Here is a 22334-nt window from a genome sequence, read left to right on the forward strand (position 1 = left end):
GCTAATCGAACCCGGAGATAGCTGGTTCTCCTCGAAAGCTATTTAGGTAGCGCCTCATATGTATCCTCTCGGGGGTAGAGCACTGTTATGGCTAGGGGGTCATCGCGACTTACCAAACCATTGCAAACTCCGAATACCGAGACGGACTGTATGGGAGACACACGGCGGGTGCTAACGTCCGTCGTGAAAAGGGAAACAACCCAGACCCACAGCTAAGGTCCCAAATTCACTGCTAAGTGGAAAACGATGTGGAAAGGCATAGACAGCCAGGAGGTTGGCTTAGAAGCAGCCACCCTTTAAAGAAAGCGTAATAGCTCACTGGTCGAGTCGGTCTGCGCGGAAGATTTAACGGGGCTAAGCAGTGAACCGAAGCTTGGGGTGCATCGCGATAAGCGATGCGCGGTAGAGGAGCGTTCCGTAAGCCTGCGAAGGTGGATTGAGAAGTCTGCTGGAGGTATCGGAAGTGCGAATGCTGACATGAGTAACGACAATGCGGGTGAAAAACCCGCACGCCGAAAGCCCAAGGTTTCCTTGCGCAACGTTAATCGGCGCAGGGTGAGTCGGCCCCTAAGGCGAGGGCGAAAGCCGTAGTCGATGGGAAGCAGGTTAATATTCCTGCACCTCGCGTAAGTGCGATGGAGGGACGGAGAAGGTTAGGTGTACCGGGCGTTGGTTGTCCCGGGGAAAGGCGGTAGGTTTGGATCTTTGGCAAATCCGGGATCCTTTAAGACCGAGCACCGAGACGAGTCTTTTAGACGAAGTCACTGATACCACGCTTCCAGGAAAAGCTCCTAAGCTTCAGCTTACGCAGACCGTACCGTAAACCGACACAGGTGGGTAGGATGAGAATTCTCAGGCGCTTGAGAGAACTCGGGTGAAGGAACTAGGCAACATGGCACCGTAACTTCGGGAGAAGGTGCACCCTTTTTGGTGGCTCGTGCGAGCTATAGCTGAAGAGGGTCGCAGAAACCAGGCCGCTGCGACTGTTTATCAAAAACACAGCACTCTGCAAACACGAAAGTGGACGTATAGGGTGTGACGCCTGCCCGGTGCTGGAAGGTTAATTGATGGGGTCAGCCGCAAGGCGAAGCTCTTGATCGAAGCCCCAGTAAACGGCGGCCGTAACTATAACGGTCCTAAGGTAGCGAAATTCCTTGTCGGGTAAGTTCCGACCTGCACGAATGGCGTAACGACAGCGGCGCTGTCTCCACCCGAGACTCAGTGAAATTGAAATCGCTGTGAAGATGCAGCGTTCCCGTGGCAAGACGGAAAGACCCCGTGAACCTTTACTATAGCTTTACACTGAACGTTGAGTTCGTCTGTGTAGGATAGGTGGGAGGCTATGAAACTGTGGCGCTAGCTGCAGTGGAGCCATCCTTGAAATACCACCCTGTCGTGCTTGACGTTCTAACCTAGGTCCGTAATCCGGATCGGGGACCGTGTATGGTGGGTAGTTTGACTGGGGCGGTCTCCTCCTAAAGAGTAACGGAGGAGCACGAAGGTACGCTCAGCGCGGTCGGACATCGCGCACTGTGTGCAAAGGCATAAGCGTGCTTGACTGCAAGATCGACGGATCAAGCAGGTACGAAAGTAGGTCTTAGTGATCCGGTGGTTCTGTATGGAAGGGCCATCGCTCAACGGATAAAAGGTACTCCGGGGATAACAGGCTGATACCGCCCAAGAGTTCATATCGACGGCGGTGTTTGGCACCTCGATGTCGGCTCATCACATCCTGGGGCTGTAGTCGGTCCCAAGGGTATGGCTGTTCGCCATTTAAAGTGGTACGCGAGCTGGGTTCAGAACGTCGTGAGACAGTTCGGTCCCTATCTGCCATGGGCGTTGGAGATTTGAGAGGGGCTGCTCCTAGTACGAGAGGACCGGAGTGGACGAACCTCTGGTGTTCCGGTTGTCACGCCAGTGGCATTGCCGGGTAGCTATGTTCGGAAGCGATAACCGCTGAAAGCATCTAAGCGGGAAGCGCGCCTCAAGATGAGATCTCCCGGGACACAAGTCCCCTAAAGGAACCATGTAGACTACGTGGTTGATAGGTCAGGTGTGTAAGTGCAGCAATGCATTGAGCTAACTGATACTAATGATCCGTGCGGCTTGACCATATAACCTCAAGATGCTTCCTCGAAGCATCCCTTAGCGCGACACACGTCGATCGCTCTCACTCGCTCGCTACATCACACCCTATGAGAGGCTGGCGCCCTGCCGTCCTCGGTCCAACAACCGAGTACACGCACGCGGCGACACTCCAACCGTCTCCCTGGTGAAATTAGCGCTGTGGAACCACCCGATCCCATCCCGAACTCGGAAGTGAAACGCAGCTGCGCCGATGGTAGTGTGGCTCAAGCCATGCGAGAGTAGGTCATCGCCAGGGGCTTTACCCCAAATCCCCGTCCGAAAGGACGGGGATTTTTTTATTGCGTGCGGAAAAAACCAACCCGACCCAGCGGCGACATGCTACCCGGGGGCTGCGCGCCGTACCCTCACCCCAACCCCTCTCCCGCCGACGTCCCCCCAGTTTTGAGTAGCACGGCGATTTGGAGTCCAATCCCCAACGAGACGGAGATTGGACGTGAAGAAGCGCTTTTCCGAAGAGCAGATCATCGGCTTTCTGCGTGAGGCCGAAGCCGGCGTGGCGGTGAAGGACCTGTGCCGGCGGCACGGGTTCAGCGAGGCGTCCTACTACCTGTGGCGCAGCAAGTTCGGCGGCATGAGCGTGCCGGAGGCCAAGCGGCTCAAGGAGCTGGAGGCGGAGAACACGCGGCTGAAGAAGCTGCTGGCCGAGCAGCTGTTCGAGAACGACGTCATCAAGGATGCCCTGCGAAAAAAGTGGTGACCGCACCGGCGCGCAGGATGCTGGTGCGGCAGCTGATGGAGCGCGGGCTCACGGAGCGACGGGCTCTGGCCGTGGTGCGGATGAGCGCCAGCGCGCTGCGCTACGTCCCGCGTCCGGATCGCAACGTCGAGCTGCGCGAGCGGATCCTGGCGCTGGCGCAGCGGCACAAGCGCTACGGCGTCGGGATGATCTATCTGAAACTGCGGCAGGAGCAGTGGCCGGTGAACTACAAGCGGGTGGAACGGCTGTATCAGGAGGCCAGGTTGCAGGTGCGCCGGCGCAAGCGGAAGAAGGTGCTGCTGGGCGAGCGCCAGCCGTTGCTTCGGCCTGAAGCCGCCAACCAGGTCTGGTCGATGGACTTCGTGTTCGACCGCACCGCCGAGGGCCGGGTGCTCAAGGCCCTGACCATCGTCGACGATGCCACGCACGAGGCAGTGGCGATCGAGGTGGAGCGGGCCATCTCTGGTCACGGCGTGGCCCGGGTGCTGGATCGGCTGGCGCTGACACGGGGTCTGCCGCAGGTGATCCGCACCGACAACGGCAAGGAGTTCTGCGGCAAGACGATGGTGACGTGGGCCCACGAGCGCGGTGTGCAGCTGCGCTTGATCCAGCCAGGCAAGCCGAACCAGAACGCCTACATCGAGAGCTTCAACGGCCGCCTGCGCGACGAATGCCTCAACGAGCACTGGTTCCCGACGCTGCTGCACGCCCGCACCGAGATCGAGACCTGGCGACGGGAATACAACGAGGAGCGACCGAAGAAGATCTTGGGCGGCCTGCCCCCGGCCGCCTATGCCCAACAGCTAGCAGCCAAAGCCGCTACGATGAAACCCGGACTCTAAAGAGCCCCGCTACTGAAAGCGGGGGGACGTCGCGGCGGCAACGGGTGAAGCGACGTCCACGTTAGGTGGAATGCTACTCAGCAAAACAGGGCTGCCCACGCCTTATGCAGAAGCGCTCTATTCCCTAATTGGATTTGTTCCATCTGGTGCGGTTCCCAGTTTGGGTAGATCAGCAGGGACTCTGCCGATAAAAAATCTCGAGCCAGTAGATGCAGTGGTAGATGATACCGCACGCCTTGGATTGGGAACGCCAAACAACTTGTTGCCGGATGCAATATGGGGCGATGGCATGATCAATCACCCTGTGCGAGTAAATAACCGAGTGTTGGAAAATCCCCGCATTGGTAGCGCCAACAAATTGGATGATGGACAACACGGCTTCAGTGATTTTATTGATAACTATGCAGATGATGCATCTGTATTTAGCATACCAGTCAGGGGGCCTAAAGGTGTAATACTAGGAACCGCGGAGTTGAGACAATTGGAAGGATCCAGTAGAGGCGTGAACGGTGTCTTCGAATGGATTGTTGACAGTCATGGAGTGACGCATAGGCGATTTATCCCTGGTGGGAAAGTTACAGGCTATCCTAATCAGACGCCCAGCAGAGGAAAGTAGTAAATTTATGAATCGAGCTTTAGGTGTGCTGATGTCTTTAGGCCTTGTGGACTGGGGGACTTTGGTTGTTGGGAAAAAGAGAGGCTGGATCGGTAAGGATGATGTAATTGATTACTGTAATTATATTTTGAGAAAATCTCATGATGAGAAGGCAATATCTATGTTGGTAGTGGATGAGGCTTCGGAGGAGGATTTCTTCAGCGCGTTAAATAAAAACGCTGGCCCATTTGAAGAGTTTGTTGAACAGGAAAAATGGAGGCTTGCTTTCTTGGTTTGTATATCGAATTTGAATTCTGATGATAATGAGAAGATACGGCTGCTTCAGGAAGTCTACGCGGATTTCTATTATCCGGAAGATATGGCTGAATGTAGTATTTATGGAGACGGAAGAGGAGATCCGCTAGCCGCAATGATGCGAGTGATAGCGGAGCTTTCTAAAAAACTTTGCATTAAAAATAGTATAATAAATTAATTTTAATTTAAGTCTTTTGGAATTCACTCGATGCCTAAATCGAACGGTGTACATCATCTCGAAGATTCATGGCAACCTGATCGCTAATCACGACCTCGATGTGAGGTAAGAGTTTATCTACAGCCGTACCGCCGCCGACGAGCCCGCCAAGAAAGAACCAAGCTCACGTGCATCACTCGGTATTCTTCAGCACGTGCTCGCCGTCGGCATGGTAAGGGCAAGGCACCATGATTTGTGTTGCGTCAGCCTACAGAGCCGAGACTGTCAAGCAGTATGCTTCAACCCTGACCAGCAAGCAGTCCACACGATGACCGACACCCCCACCATCCCCGTTCTCTCCACCATCGAAGCCCGCGCCCTCGGCTGCCTGATCGAGAAAGAAGCGACCACGCCGGATGCGTATCCGCTCACGGTCAATGCGACGGTGGTGGCGGCCAATCAAAAGACCTCGCGCGAGCCGGTGATGGCGTTGAGTCCGGGCGATGTCCAGCATGCGCTGAGGCAACTGGAGGGGCGCGGCCTGGTGCGGCAGCAGTTCTCTTCACGGGCCGAACGCTACGAGCACCGGTTGGCGTCGGCGCTGGATCTGACCCAGCAGCAGGTGGCCTTGCTCGGCCTGCTGTTGCTACGTGGTCCGCAGACCGTCAATGAGTTGCTGACGCGTGCCGAGCGCATGGCGCGCTTTGCCGATGCGGACGACGTCCGCCATCAGTTGGAACGGCTGGCGCAGCGCCAGTTGGCGTTGCAGTTGCCGCGTGCCAGCGGGCAGCGCGAGGATCGCTACATGCATCTGCTCACCGGTCCGGTGGATGCGGAGGCGCTCGCGGCGACGTTCAAGGCGCGGCCAGCGGCGTCGGGGAACGACGAACTGGAAGGCCGGGTGCAGGCGCTGGAGGCCGAGGTAGCGGAGTTGCGCGAGATCGTGGCGCAGTTGCAGGCGCAGCGCGGCGCCGAGTGACGCGCTGCGGGTGTCCTCTGGAGAGAGCCTGCTGTAAACACGGAGGATCACGTGTAGGAGCGGCTTCAGCCGCGATGTGCTCTACAGGGGATGCCTGTCGCGGCTGAAGCCGCTCCTACAATCGCTACGACAGATCTCGCTACGTCACGACAAAGGCGCATTGCTAATTCACCTGGAATACGCCAAGTCGCTCATCGAGCGCAGCGCCCCGCGATCGCAAGATCACCCCATCTCCATCTGTGGAATCACCGCCAGCATATCGGTCACGCCGACATCCACACCCGCCTGGCTGAGCAAGGTGGTGGCCTGGCCGCGATGGTGCGTCTGGTGGTTGAAGAAGTGCAGCAGCAGGTCGCCGAAGCGCCGGCTGTGCGATTCGCCACGGGTATTGCGATAGCGCAGCGCCACATCGAGATCGTCGGGCTGCAGTTCCGTCATCCAGGCGGCGATCGTTGCATCCAGCGCCTCGCGCTGCGTCCGCAGGTCCGCCAGACAGTCGGCCTGCGGCATGTCCAGGGCGGCTGGGACTGGCGTGGCGGCGATGGCCTGCAGCGCCGGGTGGCGTGCCGGATGCTGGGCGAAGCGCTGCAGCCAGATCGTGTCGGCCACCACCAGGTGGTTGAGCGTGCCCAACAGCGATCCGAAGAAGGCGCCGCGCGGCTCGGCGATCGTAGCGTCCGGCAGGGTCGCGGCCGCGGCGTAGAGACGCTGGTTCATCCAGTGGCTGTAGTCGGCGAACAGCTGCAGTGTGTGCAAGGTGTCCATGCTCAGGTGCGCTCCTGGGGCGCGTGCGGTTCGCACAGATGGAGTTCGACCTCGGCCGCCTCCGGACTCAGGCGCACGCGCCCCTGGGCGAGGAAGCCCAGCGCGGCGAGCAGCCGCAGCGAGCGCGCATTGCCCGGGGCCACGATCGCGTAGACGCGCGGCAGCGCCAGCACGGTCCGCGCGTACTCCAGCACGGCGCGCGCCGCTTCGGTGGCGTAGCCCTGGCCCGCGTAGGGCTGCAGCAGGGCATAGCCCAGATCGGGCGCGGGCAGGGTCGGCCGCAGCACCAGTCCGGCCACGCCAAGCCAGGCGCCGTCGTCGCGGCGCTCCACCGCATACAGGCCGAAGCCGTGCTCGGCATAGCTGCGCACCGAGCCATCGGCGAGATAGCGGCTGGCCTGTGCTTCGTCGCGCACGCCGCGGTCGCCGATGTGCGCCAGGAAGCCGGGGTCGTTGAGCAGGGCCAGCATCGGCGTGGCGTCGCGCGCGGGGTCCAGCCGGCGCAGCACCAGGCGCGCGGTGGCGATCACAGTGGACATGCGGCGCTCCTGCGGGTCGGGGCGTCAGCGTGCCGCCGCCGCAACGGCTTGGCAAGCGGCGCCGGCGGACCCGCGTTTCGTGGGGTAGACGCGTCGATGCGCTAGGTCCGGGAGGCGCGAAATCCCTGCGCAAAGGCCGCCATGCCCGACATCCCGGTCACACATGACAAACGTCTAGTTAACAGCTTCACATGGGGTGCCGGTATTCTGACGCCCATGCGACCCATCCCCCGTCTCGCCACCGTCCTGTCCCTGCTCTCCCTGGCCGGCCTTGCCGAGGCCCGTGGCGTCATCGAAAAGGTGCAGATCCAGGGCCTGAACAAGGACGAGGACGCGGCGATGATCGAGAACATCCAGGTCTCGCTGTCGCTGTACGACGCCATCGGCAAGGACCAGGGCGAGTCGCGCCTGGAGTATCTGCTGAGCCAGGCCGAAAGCCAGACCCGGCAGGCGCTGGAGCCGTTCGGCTACTTCACTCCCAAGATCACCGTCGAAGCGCCACGCCAGGACGACAAGCTGACCGTGGTGGTGCACGTGGACAAGGGCGAGCCGGTGCGGGTGCGCAACTTTCATGTGGGCATCACCGGCCCGGCCGAGGACGACCGCTACCTGGGCGAGGACCTGGAGAACTTCCGGCCGCGCCAGGGCGACGTCTTCGTCAGCAGCGTCTACGAGACCAGCAAGGTCACCATCACCCGGCGCTTGGCCGAGCGCGGTTACTTCGATGCCGACTTCACCCAGCGCAAAGTCGAGGTGACCCGCGCCGACCACGCCGCCGACATCGACCTGAGCTGGGACAGCGGCCGCCGCTACAACATGGGCCCCATCCGCTTCCACCAGGACTACTTCAACCAGAAGCTGTTCGATCCGCTGGTGTACTGGAAGGAAGGCAGCTACTACCACGAGGGCAAGCTCGACCGCCTGCGCGAGTCGCTGGTCAAGCTCGACTACTTCAGCGTGATCGACATCCAGCCCAAGCCGGAAGAAGCCGACGCCAACGGCGACGTGCCGGTGGACGTCAACCTCACCCGCGCCAAGCGCAGCATCTACACCGCCGGCCTCAGCTACGGCAGCGAGAGCGGCGCCGGTGTGCGCCTGGGCGTGGACCGCCGCTACGTCAATGCGCGCGGGCACAAGCTCAGCACGCAGATGGACTACGCGCAGAAGCGCAAGAGTTTCATCACCAGCTACCGGATCCCGGCGTTCCGCTGGCTCGACGGCTGGTACACCACCTCGCTGCGCGTCTACGACGAGCAGACCGATTACATCGACCTGCGCAACGTCAAGCTCACCGGCAGCCGCAGCGGCCAGATCAACGAGCACTGGACCGCGATCGCCTCGATCAACGCGCTGCGCGAACGCTGGCGCTACGCCACCGACGAGGTGTTCGACGGCGCGCTGTACCAGACTTCCACGCTGTTCTATCCGCAGATCGAAGCCGACTACGTCGGCGTCGACGACAAGGTGTTCCCGCGCAAGGGCTTCAGCGGCAACATCAGCCTGCGCGGCGGCGCCGAGGGTGTGGGGTCCGACGCCAGCTTCGTGCAGGCGCACATGCGGGTGAACTGGTTCCACGGCATCGGCGACAACGACCGCCTGATCCTGCGCGGCGAAGCCGGCAGCACCTGGACCGACGCATTGGTGGCGATGCCGCCGAGCCTGCGTTTCTTCGCTGGCGGCGACAACAGCATCCGCGGCTATGCCTTCCGCGAGGTCGGCCCGCGCACGGCGCGGCCGGACCGCTTCGCGCTCGGCGCCAAGCACGTGCTCACCGGCAGCGCCGAGTACGAGCATTACTTCAAGGGCGGTCCGTGGGGCGGCGCGGTGTTCGTCGACAGCGGCAGCGCCTTCGACGACACGCCGGACTGGCATACCGGCGTCGGCTTCGGCCTGCGCTGGCGCTCGCCGGTCGGCCCGGTGCGGGTGGACATCGCGCATGGCTTGAACGATCCCGACTCGCAGTTCCAGCTCTATCTCAACATCGGAGCCAATCTGTGAGCGCGCCGCTGGAGCCGACGTCGCCCGCCACGCCGCCGCCACCGCGGCGCCCGCGTTTTTATCGGCGCAAGCGCTTCTGGTGGGGCTCGGCACTGACCGTGGCCGGCCTGGTGCTGCTGGCGGTGATCGCGCTGTACTGGCTGCTGCAGACCGTGGCCGGGCGCGACGTGCTGCTGGCGCAGGTGGTGGCGCGGCTGCCGGCCGGCTCCACGCTCACCTGGGAGCGCGCCGAAGGACCGCTGGCCGGTCCGCTGATCCTGCACAACCTGGATTTCCGCTACAACGAGATCCACTTCACCGCCGAGCGCGCCTACCTGGATCCGGACATCCGCCCGCTGCTCGGGCGCAAGTTGCAACTGGACGCGCTGGAGCTGACCAACGCCACGCTCAACCTGGCCAAGAGCGACGAACCGTTCGAACTGCCGCGCTGGCCGCAGTCGCTGCCGCAGATCGAAGTGCCGCTGGCGCTGCAGGCCGACCGCATCGCCATCGACGGCCTGCGCATCACCCAGGCGCAGCAGCCGATGATCGACATCCGCACGCTGCGCGGCGGCGTGGAAGTGGCCAATGGCGAGTTCCGCGCCACCCAGGTGGTGGTGAATAGCGACCGCGGCGATTTCCGTATCAATGGCGATTACCTGCCGGGCCAGGACTACAAGGCCGACCTCACCGCCAGCGCCTTGCTGCCGGCCGCACGCGGGCGCACCCCGGCGCGCCTGGGCCTGGTCGCGCGCGGCGACCTGGACAAGATGGAAGTGGCCATTGCCGGCAACGCGCCGGCGCCGCTGCGTGCCACGCTGGTGTTCACCGGCCGCACCGACCCGGTGTGGGAATTCGCCGCCAGCAGCAAGGCGCTGGATCCATCGCTGCTGGTGCCGCCGGCCGACGACGCGCCGGCGGCGGTGCCGCTGGCCTTCGACCTGCATGCCAAGGGCAAGGGCGGCAACGCCGATCTGCAGGGCGAACTGTCGCGCGACGGGCAGAAGCTGGTGCTCGATCCCTCGCACCTGAGCCTGGACAACCAGGTGCTCACCGTCGCGCCGCTGCAGCTGCGCGCGTTCGACGGGCAACTGCGCCTGCGCGGCACCGCCGATCTGCGCGACCCGGACAATGCGCAGCTGCGCTTTGCGGTCAACGCCAGCGGCATGAGCTTCACCACCGCGCCGGATCCGTCCACCCCGGACGCGCCGGCGGTGCCGATCAAGCTGGTCGAGGCCAACCTGGGCGTGGCCGGCACGATCAAGCAATGGGCCACCTACGGCGAGGCCACCGTCGCCCGCGGCAAGGACAGCGCCAACCTGCAGTTGGACGTGCGCGGCGACGATCGCCAGGCGCAGTTGAAGCAGGTGCGCGCGAGCATGCCCAGCGGCACGCTCGACCTGGGCGGCCACGTGGCCTGGGTGCCGGAGTTGAACTGGGACGTGCAAGGGACGCTGGCCGGCTTCGACCCCGGCTATTTCGCACCGGGCTGGGACGGCAAGCTGTCCGGCACCTTCGCCTCGCAGGGCAAGCAGTTGCCGGCGCGGCCGGACGGCAGTGCCGCCGGCTACCAGGCCACGCTCGACATCCCGCGCTTGAACGGACGCCTGCGCAGCCGCCCGCTCGACGCCAACGCCAAGCTCGCCCTGCGGGGCAGCCAGGGCGAAGGCAAGTTGCAACTGAGCCTGGGCGACAGCCGCCTGCAGGCGCAGGGCAAGGTCGGCGACCAGCTCGACATCGACGCGCAGCTGCAGCCGCTGCAACTGGCCGACCTGCTGCCCGGCGGCGCCGGCAGCCTGCGCGGCAGCGTGCAGGTCAAGGGCCGCCGCGACGCGCCCGATCTCACCGCCGACCTCTCCGGCAGCGGCCTGAAGTGGGACGGCTATAGCGCCGACAGCCTCAGCCTGCGCGGGCGCCTGCCCTGGCGCGGCAACGGCGGCGAACTGGCCCTGCGCGGCAGCGCGATCAATGCCGGCGTGTTGCTGCAAACCTTGAGCGTGGATGCGCGCGGCGCGGTCGAGAACCTGCAACTCGATGCCAAAACCGAGAACGACATGGGCGCATTGGCGCTGGCCGGTCAGGTGCGCCGCGATGGCGCGCGTTGGCAGGGCGCCTTGAACACGCTGCGTATCGCCCCGGCCAAGGGCGAGCCGTGGCAACTGCGGCAGGCGGCCAATTTCAGCGTGGCTGGCAGTGCTTTCAGCCTGTCCGAGAGCTGCCTGGCCCCGGGCAGCGGCGGCGCCTTGTGCGTGTCCGCCGACTGGCCGAAGCAGGGCCTGACCCTGCGCGGCGACGCCCTGCCGTTGGCGCTGGTGCAGCCATGGCTGCCGCCGAGCAACGGCCGCAAGATGTACCTGCGCGGCGACCTGTCCATCGACGGCAGCTTCAAGCCGGCCGGCAACGCTTGGCAGGGTTCGCTGCGCCTGGCCTCGCGCGAAGGCGGCCTGCGCCTGGGCGACAACGCCCGCGGCGAACTGCTGCGCTACGACCAGTTCAGTTTCGTCACCGACTTCAGCGCCCAGCACATCCACTCCAAGCTCGGCATCGGCTTCCAGGGCGACGGCTTCGTCGATGCCACCGTCGACACCGGCTGGGATGCGTACGCGCCGCTGACCGGCGAGATCTACATGAACATGGCGCGGCTGTACTGGCTGGAGCTGTTCTCGCCCGACCTGGTCCGGCCCAAGGGCCTGGTCGAAGGCCACGTCAGCCTGCGCGGCACCCGCTCGCAGCCGGCGATGGGCGGCGACGCCACGCTGAGCAACTTCACCGGCGAACTGCCGGCGCTGGGCCTGACCCTGAGCGAAGGCAAGGGCCGCTTCGACGCGCAGCCGGACGGCTCCGCGCGCATCGTCGCCTCGGTCAAGTCCGGCGAGGGTACGCTCAACGTCGATGGCGGCCTGTCCTGGTACGGCGACCGCACACCGCTGCAGTTGAACATCCGCGGCACCAACGTGCTGGTGTCCAACACCGCCGAGTTGCGCGCGGTGGCCAATCCCGACCTGCAGTTCGGCATCGCCAACAACACCATGATGCTCAGCGGGCAGGTCACCGTGCCGTCGGCCGACATCGACCTGGAACGGCTAGACCGCGGCACCTCGCTGTCCGAGGACGTGGTGGTGCTGGACCCGGCCGATCCCGAGGCCGCGCCGAGTTCGCCGCTGGAGATGGACCTGCGCGTGACACTGGGCGACCAGGTCAAGATGGCGGGCTTCGGCCTCAAGGGCGCCCTGACCGGCGCCATGCAGGTGCGCTCGCGGCCGGGCCGCGAGATGACCGCCACCGGCGGGCTGGACGTCAGCGGCAAGTACAAGGCGTACGGGCAGGACCTGACCATCACCCGCGGTCAGCTCACCTGGAGCAACAACATCGTCTCCGACCCGCGCATCAACATCCGCGCGCAGCGCCAGGTCGCCGACGTCACCGCCGGCATCGACGTCACTGGCCGCGCCACCGCCCCGCATGCGGATGTGTGGTCCGACCCGTCGATGTCGCAATCCGAGGCGATGTCCTACCTGGTACTGGGCCGCAGCCTCAGCAACACCAGCAGCGCCGAAGCCGACCAGGTCACCGCCGCGGCCAGCGCCCTGTCGGCCGGCAGCGGCCTGCTCGCCTCCCAACTCGGCGCCAAGCTCGGCTTCGACGACGCCGGCGTCAGCCAGTCCCGCGCCCTCGGCGGCTCGGTGGTGGGCTTCGGCAAGTACCTCTCGCCGAAACTCTACGTCAGCTACGGCGTGTCATTGATCGGCAGTGGTTCGGTGCTGACGCTGAAATATCTGCTTGGCAGGGGTTTCGATGCCGAAGTGGAATCGAGCACGGTGGAGAACCGTGGGTCGGTGAATTGGCGGAAGGAGAAGTAGGGACCGCAATGGTCACAAAAATCCCCTTGACAACCGTCTAGCTGGTTTAGGAAAGTGAAGCGCTAAAAAACGCCGCCGTCCTGCATGTCTGGTCGGCTGCGGTGCTAATTTTCTTTTTCAGTCAACGCGTTACGCGGCGTGCCGCCTGTTCGATGTGACCACAAGTCGCTGGTCATGCCGCAACATAGGCGGCGCTCGCGCCACAGGGGGAGTTTTGAACAAGTTGCTCTGTCAGGCCGCGCTGGTCGGCGCGACGCTTTGCGCGTTTTCGATTGCGCACGCGCAATCGGTTATCGATCAATACAACAGATCGGTAAAAACCAGCATGGACATTGCGCCGCTAGGCCCGGATGCCTTTGGAGAGCAGGTCTCGATGCTTGACGGAGCGCTGTCTTTCCGGCAAGTCGACGTGTCCGTGGAATTGAATAGCGGCCTTCCCATGTCGATAGGAAGAACGCTGAGCATTCAAGATCAAACACCTGATCAGCAGGGCCGAAATACATATCGGGGTGGTTCACCATTCGGGTTGATGTGGGATCTGGATGTCCCTTACCTGAAAGTAGTAGCTGATGCACGCACCGGTTGGCTTGGTGTGGATGGGAGTGGGAACCGCTGCAGCAAGGGCGATGCGGCGCCTCCAGTACAGGGCGTTACGCCTTTCAGCATGGTCTCATACAGTTCGGAATATTACTACACGGGTGTTTATGCCAATATACCTGGGCGCGGTGCGGAGTTTCTGAGAACACCTTTCGGCCATGCGATGCCAAATGACGGCAACGCCTATAAGAAAGTTTCAAGGTCCAACTGGCGCGCCACTTGTACGCCCAGCATTAAAAATGGTACGGGTGAAGGTTTCGTGGTGCTTCTGCCGGACGGAACAAGATTGACGTTTGATTGGATGGTGAGTAGGCCAACCACGTATTTGCTTGAAACCAACTGCCCCCATGATAACGGTTCGGTTGTGGCAAGTACCTTGGCTTTGAATAATATGCCAGATGTTCCTTCCACCCAACACTGTCAGATCTATGTTTCGGTTCCGCGCAATGAATATTTGCTATTTGCCACTAAGGCCGAGGATCGATTTGGGAACGCGGTTTATTATGATTATAACCCTTCCATTCCTTCAAGACTGACTGCCATTCGAGCCAGCGAGGGGCCGAGTATAAGTTTGAATTACAACGACTCGGGCCAGATTGCCTCCGTATCTTTGAATGGACGAAGCTGGATCTATGGTTATGATGCTTATGGGTCGGCCAATAGGCTGCGCTCGTTAGCTCTGCCGGACGGAAGCTCTTGGGCGTTCGACTATGAGTCTGATTTCAAACATGTGCTTACAGCAAATACCAATGAACTGTGGGGGCATTGCAAGCTTAATCTCGGAACAAAATATTCAGAAACAGCTCCGGGAGCTGGTGAGGACGCGTGGATACAAATCAAGCATCCCTCTGGACTAGTTGCAAAATACTGGGTTAGAAAGTTGATCCACGGTACGAGGCAGACGCAGGACGACCCCTACGAATGTACTCTCCAGCCTAAGCAGGAGGGGCCTTACGGCATCGTTAACTTCTATCTTTATATAAGCGAATCTAGCGCTTACCAAATCGCTTCCCTGTACAAAAAGTCTCTGTCCTCTTCGACTACCAGCACACAAGAGTGGACATACAACTATAGCCCAGGTTGGCAGGCGCCATATACATCAGTAACGTCTGTCACCGATCCGTCAGGTAGGATCCATCGCTATTACTACGGTACCGATAGGAAGATCAATTACGGCCAGTTGCAGCGCGAAGAAACGATCAAGGACGGTGTTGTCGCTGGTTCCGTATCGTACGAGTATGCCCCAACCAGTTCGTCGCAGAAGTATCCCAAACACGAAGGGGGCGGGTACTCCGTGGACAGTCAGGGCTGGGCAGGACCTTTTACTGGCCAGATGCATCCGCTGATCAGGAAAACGATCGTGCAGGACGGCAGCACCTATGTGTGGGAAGTTAGATCCGACTGCGATAGTGGTTACTGCTTCGATCAATTCATGCGCCCGACGGCGGTCAACAGCTATTTCCAGTAGGTCAAGGATGTTCTCAGGGGCGCTTATGCGAGCAATTTCTACCTTCATCGTGCTGACAGTTGGTGCATGTGGATTCGCATGCGCCGCGAGCAAGCAGGAAAAGACGACGTACTACGACAATCTATCGTCGTGGGTATTGGGCCAGGTTGCTGATGTCACCGATGTCCAAACCTCCATCGTGGAGGTCAAGTACACCTATGATCCGGCATCGTCATTGCCCATCCAGGAGTATCGCTTTGGCAAGTTGGTCAGTACTTCGGGTTACAACGCAGATGGCACATTGGCGTCGGTGAAGGACGGGAACGGCAATGTCACCTCAATGTCCGGCTGGAAGCGCGGCGTTCCGCAAACCATCACATTCGCCGATGGGACGAGGATTTCGGCCTCGGTCGACGACAATGGCTGGATTCGGTCGGTGGCCGATCAACTCGGTAACGTCACGACCTACGACTACGATGCGGTCGGGCGGCTCACGAACATCGCTTACCCTTCTGGCGACAATGTGGCATGGAACGCCACCGCATTGTCGTTCTCACAAGTCAATGCAACGGAGTACGGCCTTGCCCCCGGCCACTGGAAGCAGACTGTATCGACGGGCAATGCGCGCAAGGAGACCTACTTCGACGCGCTCTGGCGACCGATCGTCACGCTCGAATACGATGCCGGTGCAGGCGCGACACAGCGGTTCCAACGCTTCGCTTACGACCAGGATGGCAGGCAGATCTTCGCTTCCTACGCCGGAGTGACGGATAACCTGACCACCGGTAAATGGACGACCTACGACGCATTGGGGCGCGTTGTGTCGGTGTCGCAGGATTCGGAACAGCAGTTGCTCACAACGTTGACGGAGTATTTGCAGGGCAATCAGACGCGTGTCACCGATCCGCGTGGCAACCAGACGGTAACTGGCTACCAGGTCTTCGACAAGCCCGATTACAGCGCACCGATCTGGATCCAGCATCCGGAAGGCGCTTACACCGACATCAACCGCGACATCTTCGGCAAGCCTTTGTCCATCCGCCGCCGCGACGCCAATGGCACTGTCTCGTTGACCCGCAGCTATGTCTACGATGGCTATCAGCAGCTGTGCAAGACGGTGGAACCGGAAACTGGCGCTACCGCCAACGGCTACGATGCTGCGGGCAATCTTGTATGGAGTGCGTCTGGCCTCTCGCTGCCCAACAGCACGTCTTGCGACGCGGATGCTGCGTTTGCCTCCGGCCGCCGAGTCGATCGCAGCTATGACGTGCGCAACCGGATCAAGGCGCTTAGCTTCCCGGACGGCAATGGCAACCAGTCCTGGAGCTACTGGCCCGATGGCGCGGTCAAGCAGATCACCACGCTTAACAACGGGATCGCCACCTACAACAGCTACGCTTACAACAAGCGCCGCCTACTGATCGCCGAGAGCCAGGGCCAGGCCGATGGCGAAACCTGGGCGATCGGCTACGGCTACAACGCTGATGGCCATTTGGCGGCGCATCGCTATCCGTCCGGACAGACAGTGGACTACGCGCCTAATGCTCTAGGCCAGCCGACCCAGGCCGGCAGCTACGCCACCGGTGTGAGCTACTACCCAAACGGCGCGATCAAGCAGTTCACTTACGGCAACGGGATTGTACATACCTTGACGCAGAACGCGCGCCAACTGCCCGAGACCAGCCAGGATGCCTACAACGGCGTCGCCTTCCTCAGCGATAGCTATAAGTACGACGTCAACGGCAACGTGGCCAGCATCAGCGACGGCGCCACCGGGCGGGGCGGTCGTGGCAATCGCAACATGACCTACGACGGTCTGGATCGCTTGGTCAGGGCCGAGTCCCCGATGTTCAGCGTCGCGACCTATAGCTACGACATTCTGGACAACCTGACCCACGTCGTGGCCCCGGGTCGGGATCACTACTACTGCTATGACGTCAACTGGCAGCTCACCAACGTCAAGACCGGCGGCTGCGGCGGCAGCACGGTCATCGGCATGAGCTACGACCCGCAAGGCAACCTCAGCAACAAGAACGGTCAGGCCTTCGTATTCGACTACGGCAACCGCCTGCGCCAGGCGAGCGGCAAGGAGACGTATCGCTACGACGGTAACGGCCGACGTACCTTGGCGCTGCAGAGCGCGGGCAACATCGGCTCGCTGTATGACCAGTCCGGGGCGCTGCGTTTCCAGAAGAACCAGCGCCAGTCCAAGTCAACCGACTACATCCTGCTGGGCGGCAGCTTGGTTGCAGAAGCCGACTGGCCGTTGGGACAGACGCTCTCGGTCAAGGACTACGTGAACTGGAACCCGGTCTCCGGCGCCACACGCTATGTTGTGGAAGAGAGCGTAGACGGAGTTACCTGGACCTCTGTGTACGACGGTGGCCAGGGCAACTGGACCTCGTTGGCCAGGCCGGCAGGCACCTACTCGTACCGCGTGACTGCATGCACGGCAGACGGTAACTGCACCGCGGCTTCTAACGTAACGCACGATCAGCGGCCTGCTGTCGACATCGTGCCGCTGCTGTATCAGTTGCTGCTGAACAGTTGAAGGTTGCGGTGCCGGAAGAACGGCATCCGCAATCTAATCTTTAATTTCTAATAGGGAACTTTTATGCGTTTGATCTTGATGTTGGGATGTGCGCTGTTCTTGATGTCTTACAGCTATTCGGCGAGAGCCTTGCAAATCATCACGGGCAAGGTGACGCAGATCGAGGCCACCTACATGCCTACCCAGATCCCTTTTCTCCTGAGCGAGGGAAATGCCACGTGCCCCGCCGGAAAGCCGGTTTATTGGGCAAAGGATCAAGAGAACAACAAGGCGATCTACGCGATGCTGATGTCAGCATTCGTCAGTGGGAAACGCGTGACCTTGATCATGGACGACAACGACACGTCGTGTACGGGGAAGTTCATCTACATGGTTGAGTGAGCTTGCATGCAAGCAAGACCAATATTCGGAAAGCACCACTCATTACAAAAAGAGAAGTCGAATTATGAGCGCTAGATGGAGTGTGTTGGCAAATTTTGCTTTTTTGAGCGGACAAGCATCGGCAAACGAATGGATGCAGAACGTCGAGGTCGTGCAACTGGGCAACTACCAAGCCAATGCGAGCCACTTCATCTGGTTGTCCTCCATACCTGCGGAGTGCAAGGCTGCCGCACCAGGAAATCCCGTCTTACAATTTTAGGAGGATCAGCCGGGCGGCAAGGCATTGCTTGCGACATTCATGACGGCATTGATCAACGAGCGAAAGATCGATGTGCAGACTAAGGATTGTGCCATCGTCGAGGTCTACCTTAAGTAGCACGCGCATCTTACGCGAACAGAGAATATGGTTTGTACTGCACTGTGTAGTGCTAATAGGGGAAGCATTGTCGGTCTGACTTTTACTAGAAAAGTCGACTCTACATCGCGCATCTATGATTCCAACTCGTAAGGACGAGTGATGTCAAATTTCCAAGGAATTCGTGCGGCACTGCGCCTGATGGCTGCAGCCGCCCTTACATTGCTTTTTGCGTTTGGCGCTTCGGCGCAGACGATCCGCTACATCCACACGGACGGTTTGGGATCGCCTGTGTTGGTGACGGACAAGGATCGCAACGTTGTCGAGCGTAGTGAGTATGAGCCATATGGCACTTTATTGAATCGCCCTGTTCCGGATGGACCAGGCTATACGGGGCATGTCGTGGATGCGGCGACCGGCCTTGTCTACATGCAGCAGCGATACTATGATCAAAGCATTGGAAGATTTATCAGTGGTGATTCAGTTGCCACAGAATCCATTTTTGGTTCTAATTTCAATCGATATAAGTATGCCGGCAATAACCCCTACAAGTTCATTGACCCAGATGGGAGACAGGATAGTGTTGCGGCTGAAAGATCTTACGGAGCAGCTGTTGGTTACATGCTTCGTAACGACCCTGAAAGGTTAAAAGTTTGGGAAGACGGGGAGCGCGCAGCTACAACCACGGCGGGAGGTGGAAAAGCTGCACCAGCCGGCGCAGAAACAGGGAAAGCAGTCGGTGATTTTATAGACAAGGGAGATTATTCAAACTCAGCAATAGCAGGAATTGTTTTAAAAGCAGTTGTAGGTGGGGCTCTTACTGGAAGAGCAAAGAACAAGCTTAAGCCGGATCCAAATGCGGGCGGCGCGCACTCAGTATTGAAACGTGATGCTAATGGTAAAATAACGAATACGGCGACATATGAAGTTAATCCGAAAAATCCTTCAGGATTTCAGCAGGTGAAGCGTGTGGATGTGACAGGTGGTGAACACAGAAATTCCGATGGTACCGTAGTTCCTACGCCGCACGTAAGTGAAGGCGGGAGCAGAAATGTTAGGCCGGCGGAACCAGAAGATCTTCCGAGGCAACGATGAACGAGCAATTTGAAAAATTGCAAAAATGGTATTTATCTCAGTGCGATGAAGACTGGGAGCATACTTATGGCGTGGAAATAAAGACGCTGGATAATCCTGGCTGGATTTTGAGAATAGATATCTCCGATACTGAGCTTGAGGGGGTTATCATGCAGAGGAGCATTATTGAGCGAAGTGAGACTGATTGGATTCAATATGAAGTCACGGGGGATAAGTTTGTGTCCTGCGGAGGGGCATTGAATTTGGCGGAAATGGTAGATGTTTTCCTGCGAATAGCAGAGGGTCGATAAAAGTTAAGTGGAAGATGGGCTTGGCTTTGTCGTCTTTATAAGATGGCCAGCATGATAGCGACGGCTTTTTCGCAAGCATGATTTGAATGAGAACTCCTACTCCTGTGGAGTAGGAATTTTGGGGGTGATGAGCGTGCTGGGATGCCAGATCGCTTGAAGGAGATGGAGGCCGAAAATCGCCTGTTGAAAAAGCTTCTGGTGGAGCAGGTCCTTGAGAAAGAGCGATCAAAGGTGCATCGCAAATAAGTGATGGCTACACCGGTCCGTCGTGGAGTGATGCAGTATCCTAGCGCTAGGGCGAGCAGCAGTCGTACGCGTGAACGGCAGTACCTGCGCTACGCACCGCTTCCGTTCCTCAAATTGAACTGCATGAGTGCAGCACGGCGTTGAGGCGTAAGCGTAAGAAGACGCTGGTCGGCGAGCCGTACATCCTTGCTGCGACCGGTGGTGGCCAACGAGGTCTGCCATGCACTTTGTCTTCGACTGCGCGGCGTAGTTGGGGTGAACAGGGGTCAGATCATCGTCGACAACGCCCTAAACTAAGCGGTCGTCAAAAAGGTCAAACTCGCAATTTTAGGCGATGTTTTCACATGGGTCCTTAGTCGCCTTTCGCTCAATGCGGCATTTCTAAACGTGAACCGCAACGACAATGGCAGAAAATTCCGCGGCAGGGGATGGGTAGCTGGACATACGAACGCGGTGTGCAGACGTGGCTGTCCTTTAATGGCAACTTATCCTACAAGGCCCTCAACGAAAACTGGATTATCGCTGCAGCATGCGCCGGCCGTCATCGAACCTGGCGATGCCTTGGTAAAGAGGTGTAAGCAGAAAAAGCAGCGGGAGGTGCGGCGCGCGCCCTATGCCCAGCAAGGACGGAACTCGTACGATTAAGGCTGAACTTCTGAACGCGATCGCTACCCAAGGCGATGTACCTCTATGGGATGCTAGATTTTGTCTCCATACTTGGCCGGGCCATTTGATCGAAAGAATTAACGCGTCTTAAATAAGTGGTGCCATCTCTTTGCAGTCGCAGTTCTTTTATGGGGCGGAGTCTAGTACTAAGCGGGTTGCCCTTAGGCGCGATCAAGCTACCATAGGTGGCTGGATATGGAGTCGAAGTACTATCATCTTTCAAATAGCTAGTCTGTTGAATAATTAATCCGTCGCGACTTATTTTCTCGGAGAGGAGGTCACCGAAATCTTGTGTGTAGGAGTTGCCGAATATATACTCGATGGATGACCCGTCAGGCTGCTGGACTGTAGTAACAGAAGCACAGCCAGAGCTACATCCACTGTCAAACGACCACCTAGGCTGATAGCTATAGCTCCAGTTTAATTCATTGATGCCGGGGCCGCTGATCTTCTTAGCGATGATGGAGCGCGCAAGGTAGGCGTTTGGAACGCCATAGGAACCAAACCAAAAATCACTGGAACTGGAGCCGAACAAGCCGCAGCCGCCGGGGGTATTGTCGGAGCCGTGAACCAAGCTTCGTATCGTGAATTCGCCTTGCGCGCCACTTGGGTGACGCATAGTTATCACATTCACATAGGCGCTATCAGCAGGATCTTGAGAGCGAAAGCCTTTAGCTGATTGCGCGCAACTATTCATATAGAAGCTAGCAGGAAGCGTGGGAGGAACCATGTACCATGACATTACGCCGTAATTCACGGCATTATTCACAGGAAAGCTCCAGTGCGATTGGTCCGGCAATGTAACATCGGAAAGTTTCTTGCCATAGTAAGTATCAATGTATGTATAACGCCACACCGATGCGCCGCTGCGAACTTCAGAAACTTTTCCAGCACCGTCATACGAGACATCAATACGCGCCCCATCGCTGGACACCATGGACGTAAGTCTATTCGGATTTTGCGGGTCGAAGTTGTAACTTATATAATTACCAAATCTGTCTTCTACTTTGCTTGCAAATAGAAAGACATCCTTGGTTGGCACAAGTGTCATCGCGGCACTTGTGCCATCACCATTTGCGTCTCGGTAGTACTCAGAGACCAGTACATCGGCTGCATTTCGGGTTGCCATCCAGTCGAAATAATACTTATTTCCATTAGGTGTGCGGACTACAAATCCCTCGCCTGCGCCATTTCGGATACTGGACATACAGCTTACGCGCCAAAAACCATTTGCTGCCCCAATGTAGCTGGCGCCATCTTGAGGTACGGGTTGGCCAGAAACCAGCTTCAACAAGCCTTCGTATCCAACACCGGGAGCGTTGATAAATATGCCGCTCCAATACATTTCGGAGGACATGACACGAGTATTATAGTCCGGGGACGGGCCGACTCGTTCTGAAGGTGAGAGCACCGGGCTACTACAGCGCGCAAAACTGCCTCGTGCATCCCATCCCGTACGTGTATCGTAAGTCCCCATCATGTAAGGAATATCGATCTCCCAGCCGGCTCCTAGTGGCGCTGCATCTCGATCCAGCCCTTGTTTCTGGCGAGGCGTATGTCTTGTGAAGTCGAGGCGTAGGTTGCCATTTGTCGGCAGAGATACATCGGTTTGCGAAAAATGAACTGTGCCGTCCTTTAGATTAATGCTGTCTCCAAAAAGATCATTATTCAGCGCAGAGACGGAGTTGGCTTTTCTAAGTCTTTCGTCGTAGGTCTTTTCAGTGCTAACGTACTGGGCACTTGCAGATGTTGAGAAAAATAAAATCATCAATGCCATGTACTTCACAGTATCCCCCCATTTGGAACTATAAGCTTTAGTGGCCACGAAACTA

At 59.1% G+C, this 22334-nt stretch carries 14 protein-coding genes and 2 rRNA genes (1 of these 16 cut by a window edge); 13 read left to right on the forward strand and 3 right to left on the reverse strand.

What is annotated here, in order from left to right:
- The 6 genes from AC1G9L_RS00855 to AC1G9L_RS00880 form a co-directional block, all read left to right on the forward strand.
- Positions 1-2114 (forward strand): 23S ribosomal RNA (locus AC1G9L_RS00855) (it extends 766 nt beyond the left edge of the window).
- 154 nt (positions 2115-2268) lie between these two features.
- A 5S ribosomal RNA gene (gene rrf, locus AC1G9L_RS00860) occupies positions 2269-2383 on the forward strand.
- 198 nt (positions 2384-2581) lie between these two features.
- Positions 2582-3687 (forward strand): IS3 family transposase gene (locus AC1G9L_RS00865; protein ID WP_481069175.1). Its coding sequence is split into 2 segments (ribosomal slippage): positions 2582-2840 and positions 2840-3687, totalling 1107 coding nucleotides; the frame shifts between segments, so codons are not numbered across the junction.
- A 70-nt stretch (positions 3688-3757) separates the two neighbouring features.
- On the forward strand, positions 3758-4303 hold the full coding sequence (locus AC1G9L_RS00870; protein ID WP_481070003.1) for a hypothetical protein: 546 nt from the start codon (positions 3758-3760) through the stop codon (positions 4301-4303).
- 31 nt (positions 4304-4334) lie between these two features.
- Positions 4335-4775 carry a DUF2247 family protein gene (locus AC1G9L_RS00875; protein WP_481070004.1) on the forward strand — a complete coding sequence of 147 codons (441 nt, stop codon included), beginning with the start codon at positions 4335-4337 and terminating at the stop codon, positions 4773-4775.
- Positions 4776-5082: 307 nt separating this feature from the next.
- Entirely contained in the window at positions 5083-5733 is a 651-nt protein-coding gene (locus AC1G9L_RS00880) for a DUF480 domain-containing protein (protein ID WP_019800496.1), read from the forward strand.
- Between the two features lie 222 nt (positions 5734-5955).
- On the opposite strand, the gene AC1G9L_RS00885 is transcribed toward AC1G9L_RS00880, so the two are convergent.
- Together AC1G9L_RS00885 and AC1G9L_RS00890 are read right to left on the reverse strand one after the other, a co-directional pair.
- Positions 5956-6498 (reverse strand): DinB family protein, encoded by a 543-nt coding sequence (locus AC1G9L_RS00885; protein WP_019800495.1) that lies wholly within the window; start codon positions 6496-6498, stop codon positions 5956-5958.
- A gap of 2 nt (positions 6499-6500) precedes the next feature.
- Positions 6501-7037 (reverse strand): GNAT family N-acetyltransferase, encoded by a 537-nt coding sequence (locus AC1G9L_RS00890; RefSeq protein ID WP_481070006.1) that lies wholly within the window; start codon positions 7035-7037, stop codon positions 6501-6503.
- A 216-nt stretch (positions 7038-7253) separates the two neighbouring features.
- Between AC1G9L_RS00890 and AC1G9L_RS00895 the strand changes: the two genes are divergently transcribed.
- From AC1G9L_RS00895 to AC1G9L_RS00925, 7 genes are all read left to right on the forward strand, one after another.
- Entirely contained in the window at positions 7254-9035 is a 1782-nt protein-coding gene (locus tag AC1G9L_RS00895) for a BamA/TamA family outer membrane protein (RefSeq protein WP_019800493.1), read from the forward strand.
- Positions 9032-12874, forward strand: coding sequence for a translocation/assembly module TamB domain-containing protein (locus tag AC1G9L_RS00900; protein WP_481070007.1), 3843 nt, complete (start codon positions 9032-9034; stop codon positions 12872-12874). The genes AC1G9L_RS00895 and AC1G9L_RS00900 overlap by 4 nt, the downstream gene beginning before the upstream one ends.
- A gap of 214 nt (positions 12875-13088) precedes the next feature.
- Entirely contained in the window at positions 13089-14939 is a 1851-nt protein-coding gene (locus tag AC1G9L_RS00905; RefSeq protein WP_481070009.1) for a hypothetical protein, read from the forward strand.
- Between the two features lie 7 nt (positions 14940-14946).
- Complete coding sequence (locus tag AC1G9L_RS00910) at positions 14947-17469, forward strand: RHS repeat domain-containing protein (protein WP_481070010.1); 2523 nt, start codon at positions 14947-14949, stop codon at positions 17467-17469.
- Between the two features lie 63 nt (positions 17470-17532).
- Positions 17533-17850 carry a hypothetical protein gene (locus tag AC1G9L_RS00915; protein ID WP_019799116.1) on the forward strand — a complete coding sequence of 106 codons (318 nt, stop codon included), beginning with the start codon at positions 17533-17535 and terminating at the stop codon, positions 17848-17850.
- A 517-nt stretch (positions 17851-18367) separates the two neighbouring features.
- A complete protein-coding gene (locus AC1G9L_RS00920) occupies positions 18368-19300 on the forward strand; it encodes an RHS repeat-associated core domain-containing protein (protein ID WP_481070012.1) in 933 nt (310 codons plus the stop codon).
- Positions 19297-19590 (forward strand): immunity 53 family protein, encoded by a 294-nt coding sequence (locus AC1G9L_RS00925; RefSeq protein ID WP_481070014.1) that lies wholly within the window; start codon positions 19297-19299, stop codon positions 19588-19590. The genes AC1G9L_RS00920 and AC1G9L_RS00925 overlap by 4 nt, the downstream gene beginning before the upstream one ends.
- Positions 19591-20524: 934 nt before the next feature.
- Here the strand turns inward: AC1G9L_RS00925 and AC1G9L_RS00930 are convergent.
- The gene (locus tag AC1G9L_RS00930; RefSeq protein ID WP_481070016.1) at positions 20525-22279 is read right to left on the reverse strand and encodes a wall associated protein; all 1755 of its coding nucleotides are present in this window, start codon (positions 22277-22279) and stop codon (positions 20525-20527) included.
- Positions 22280-22334: the final 55 nt, after the last annotated feature.

The sequence above is a fragment of the Xanthomonas sp. NCPPB 1132 genome (genome assembly GCF_056629235.1).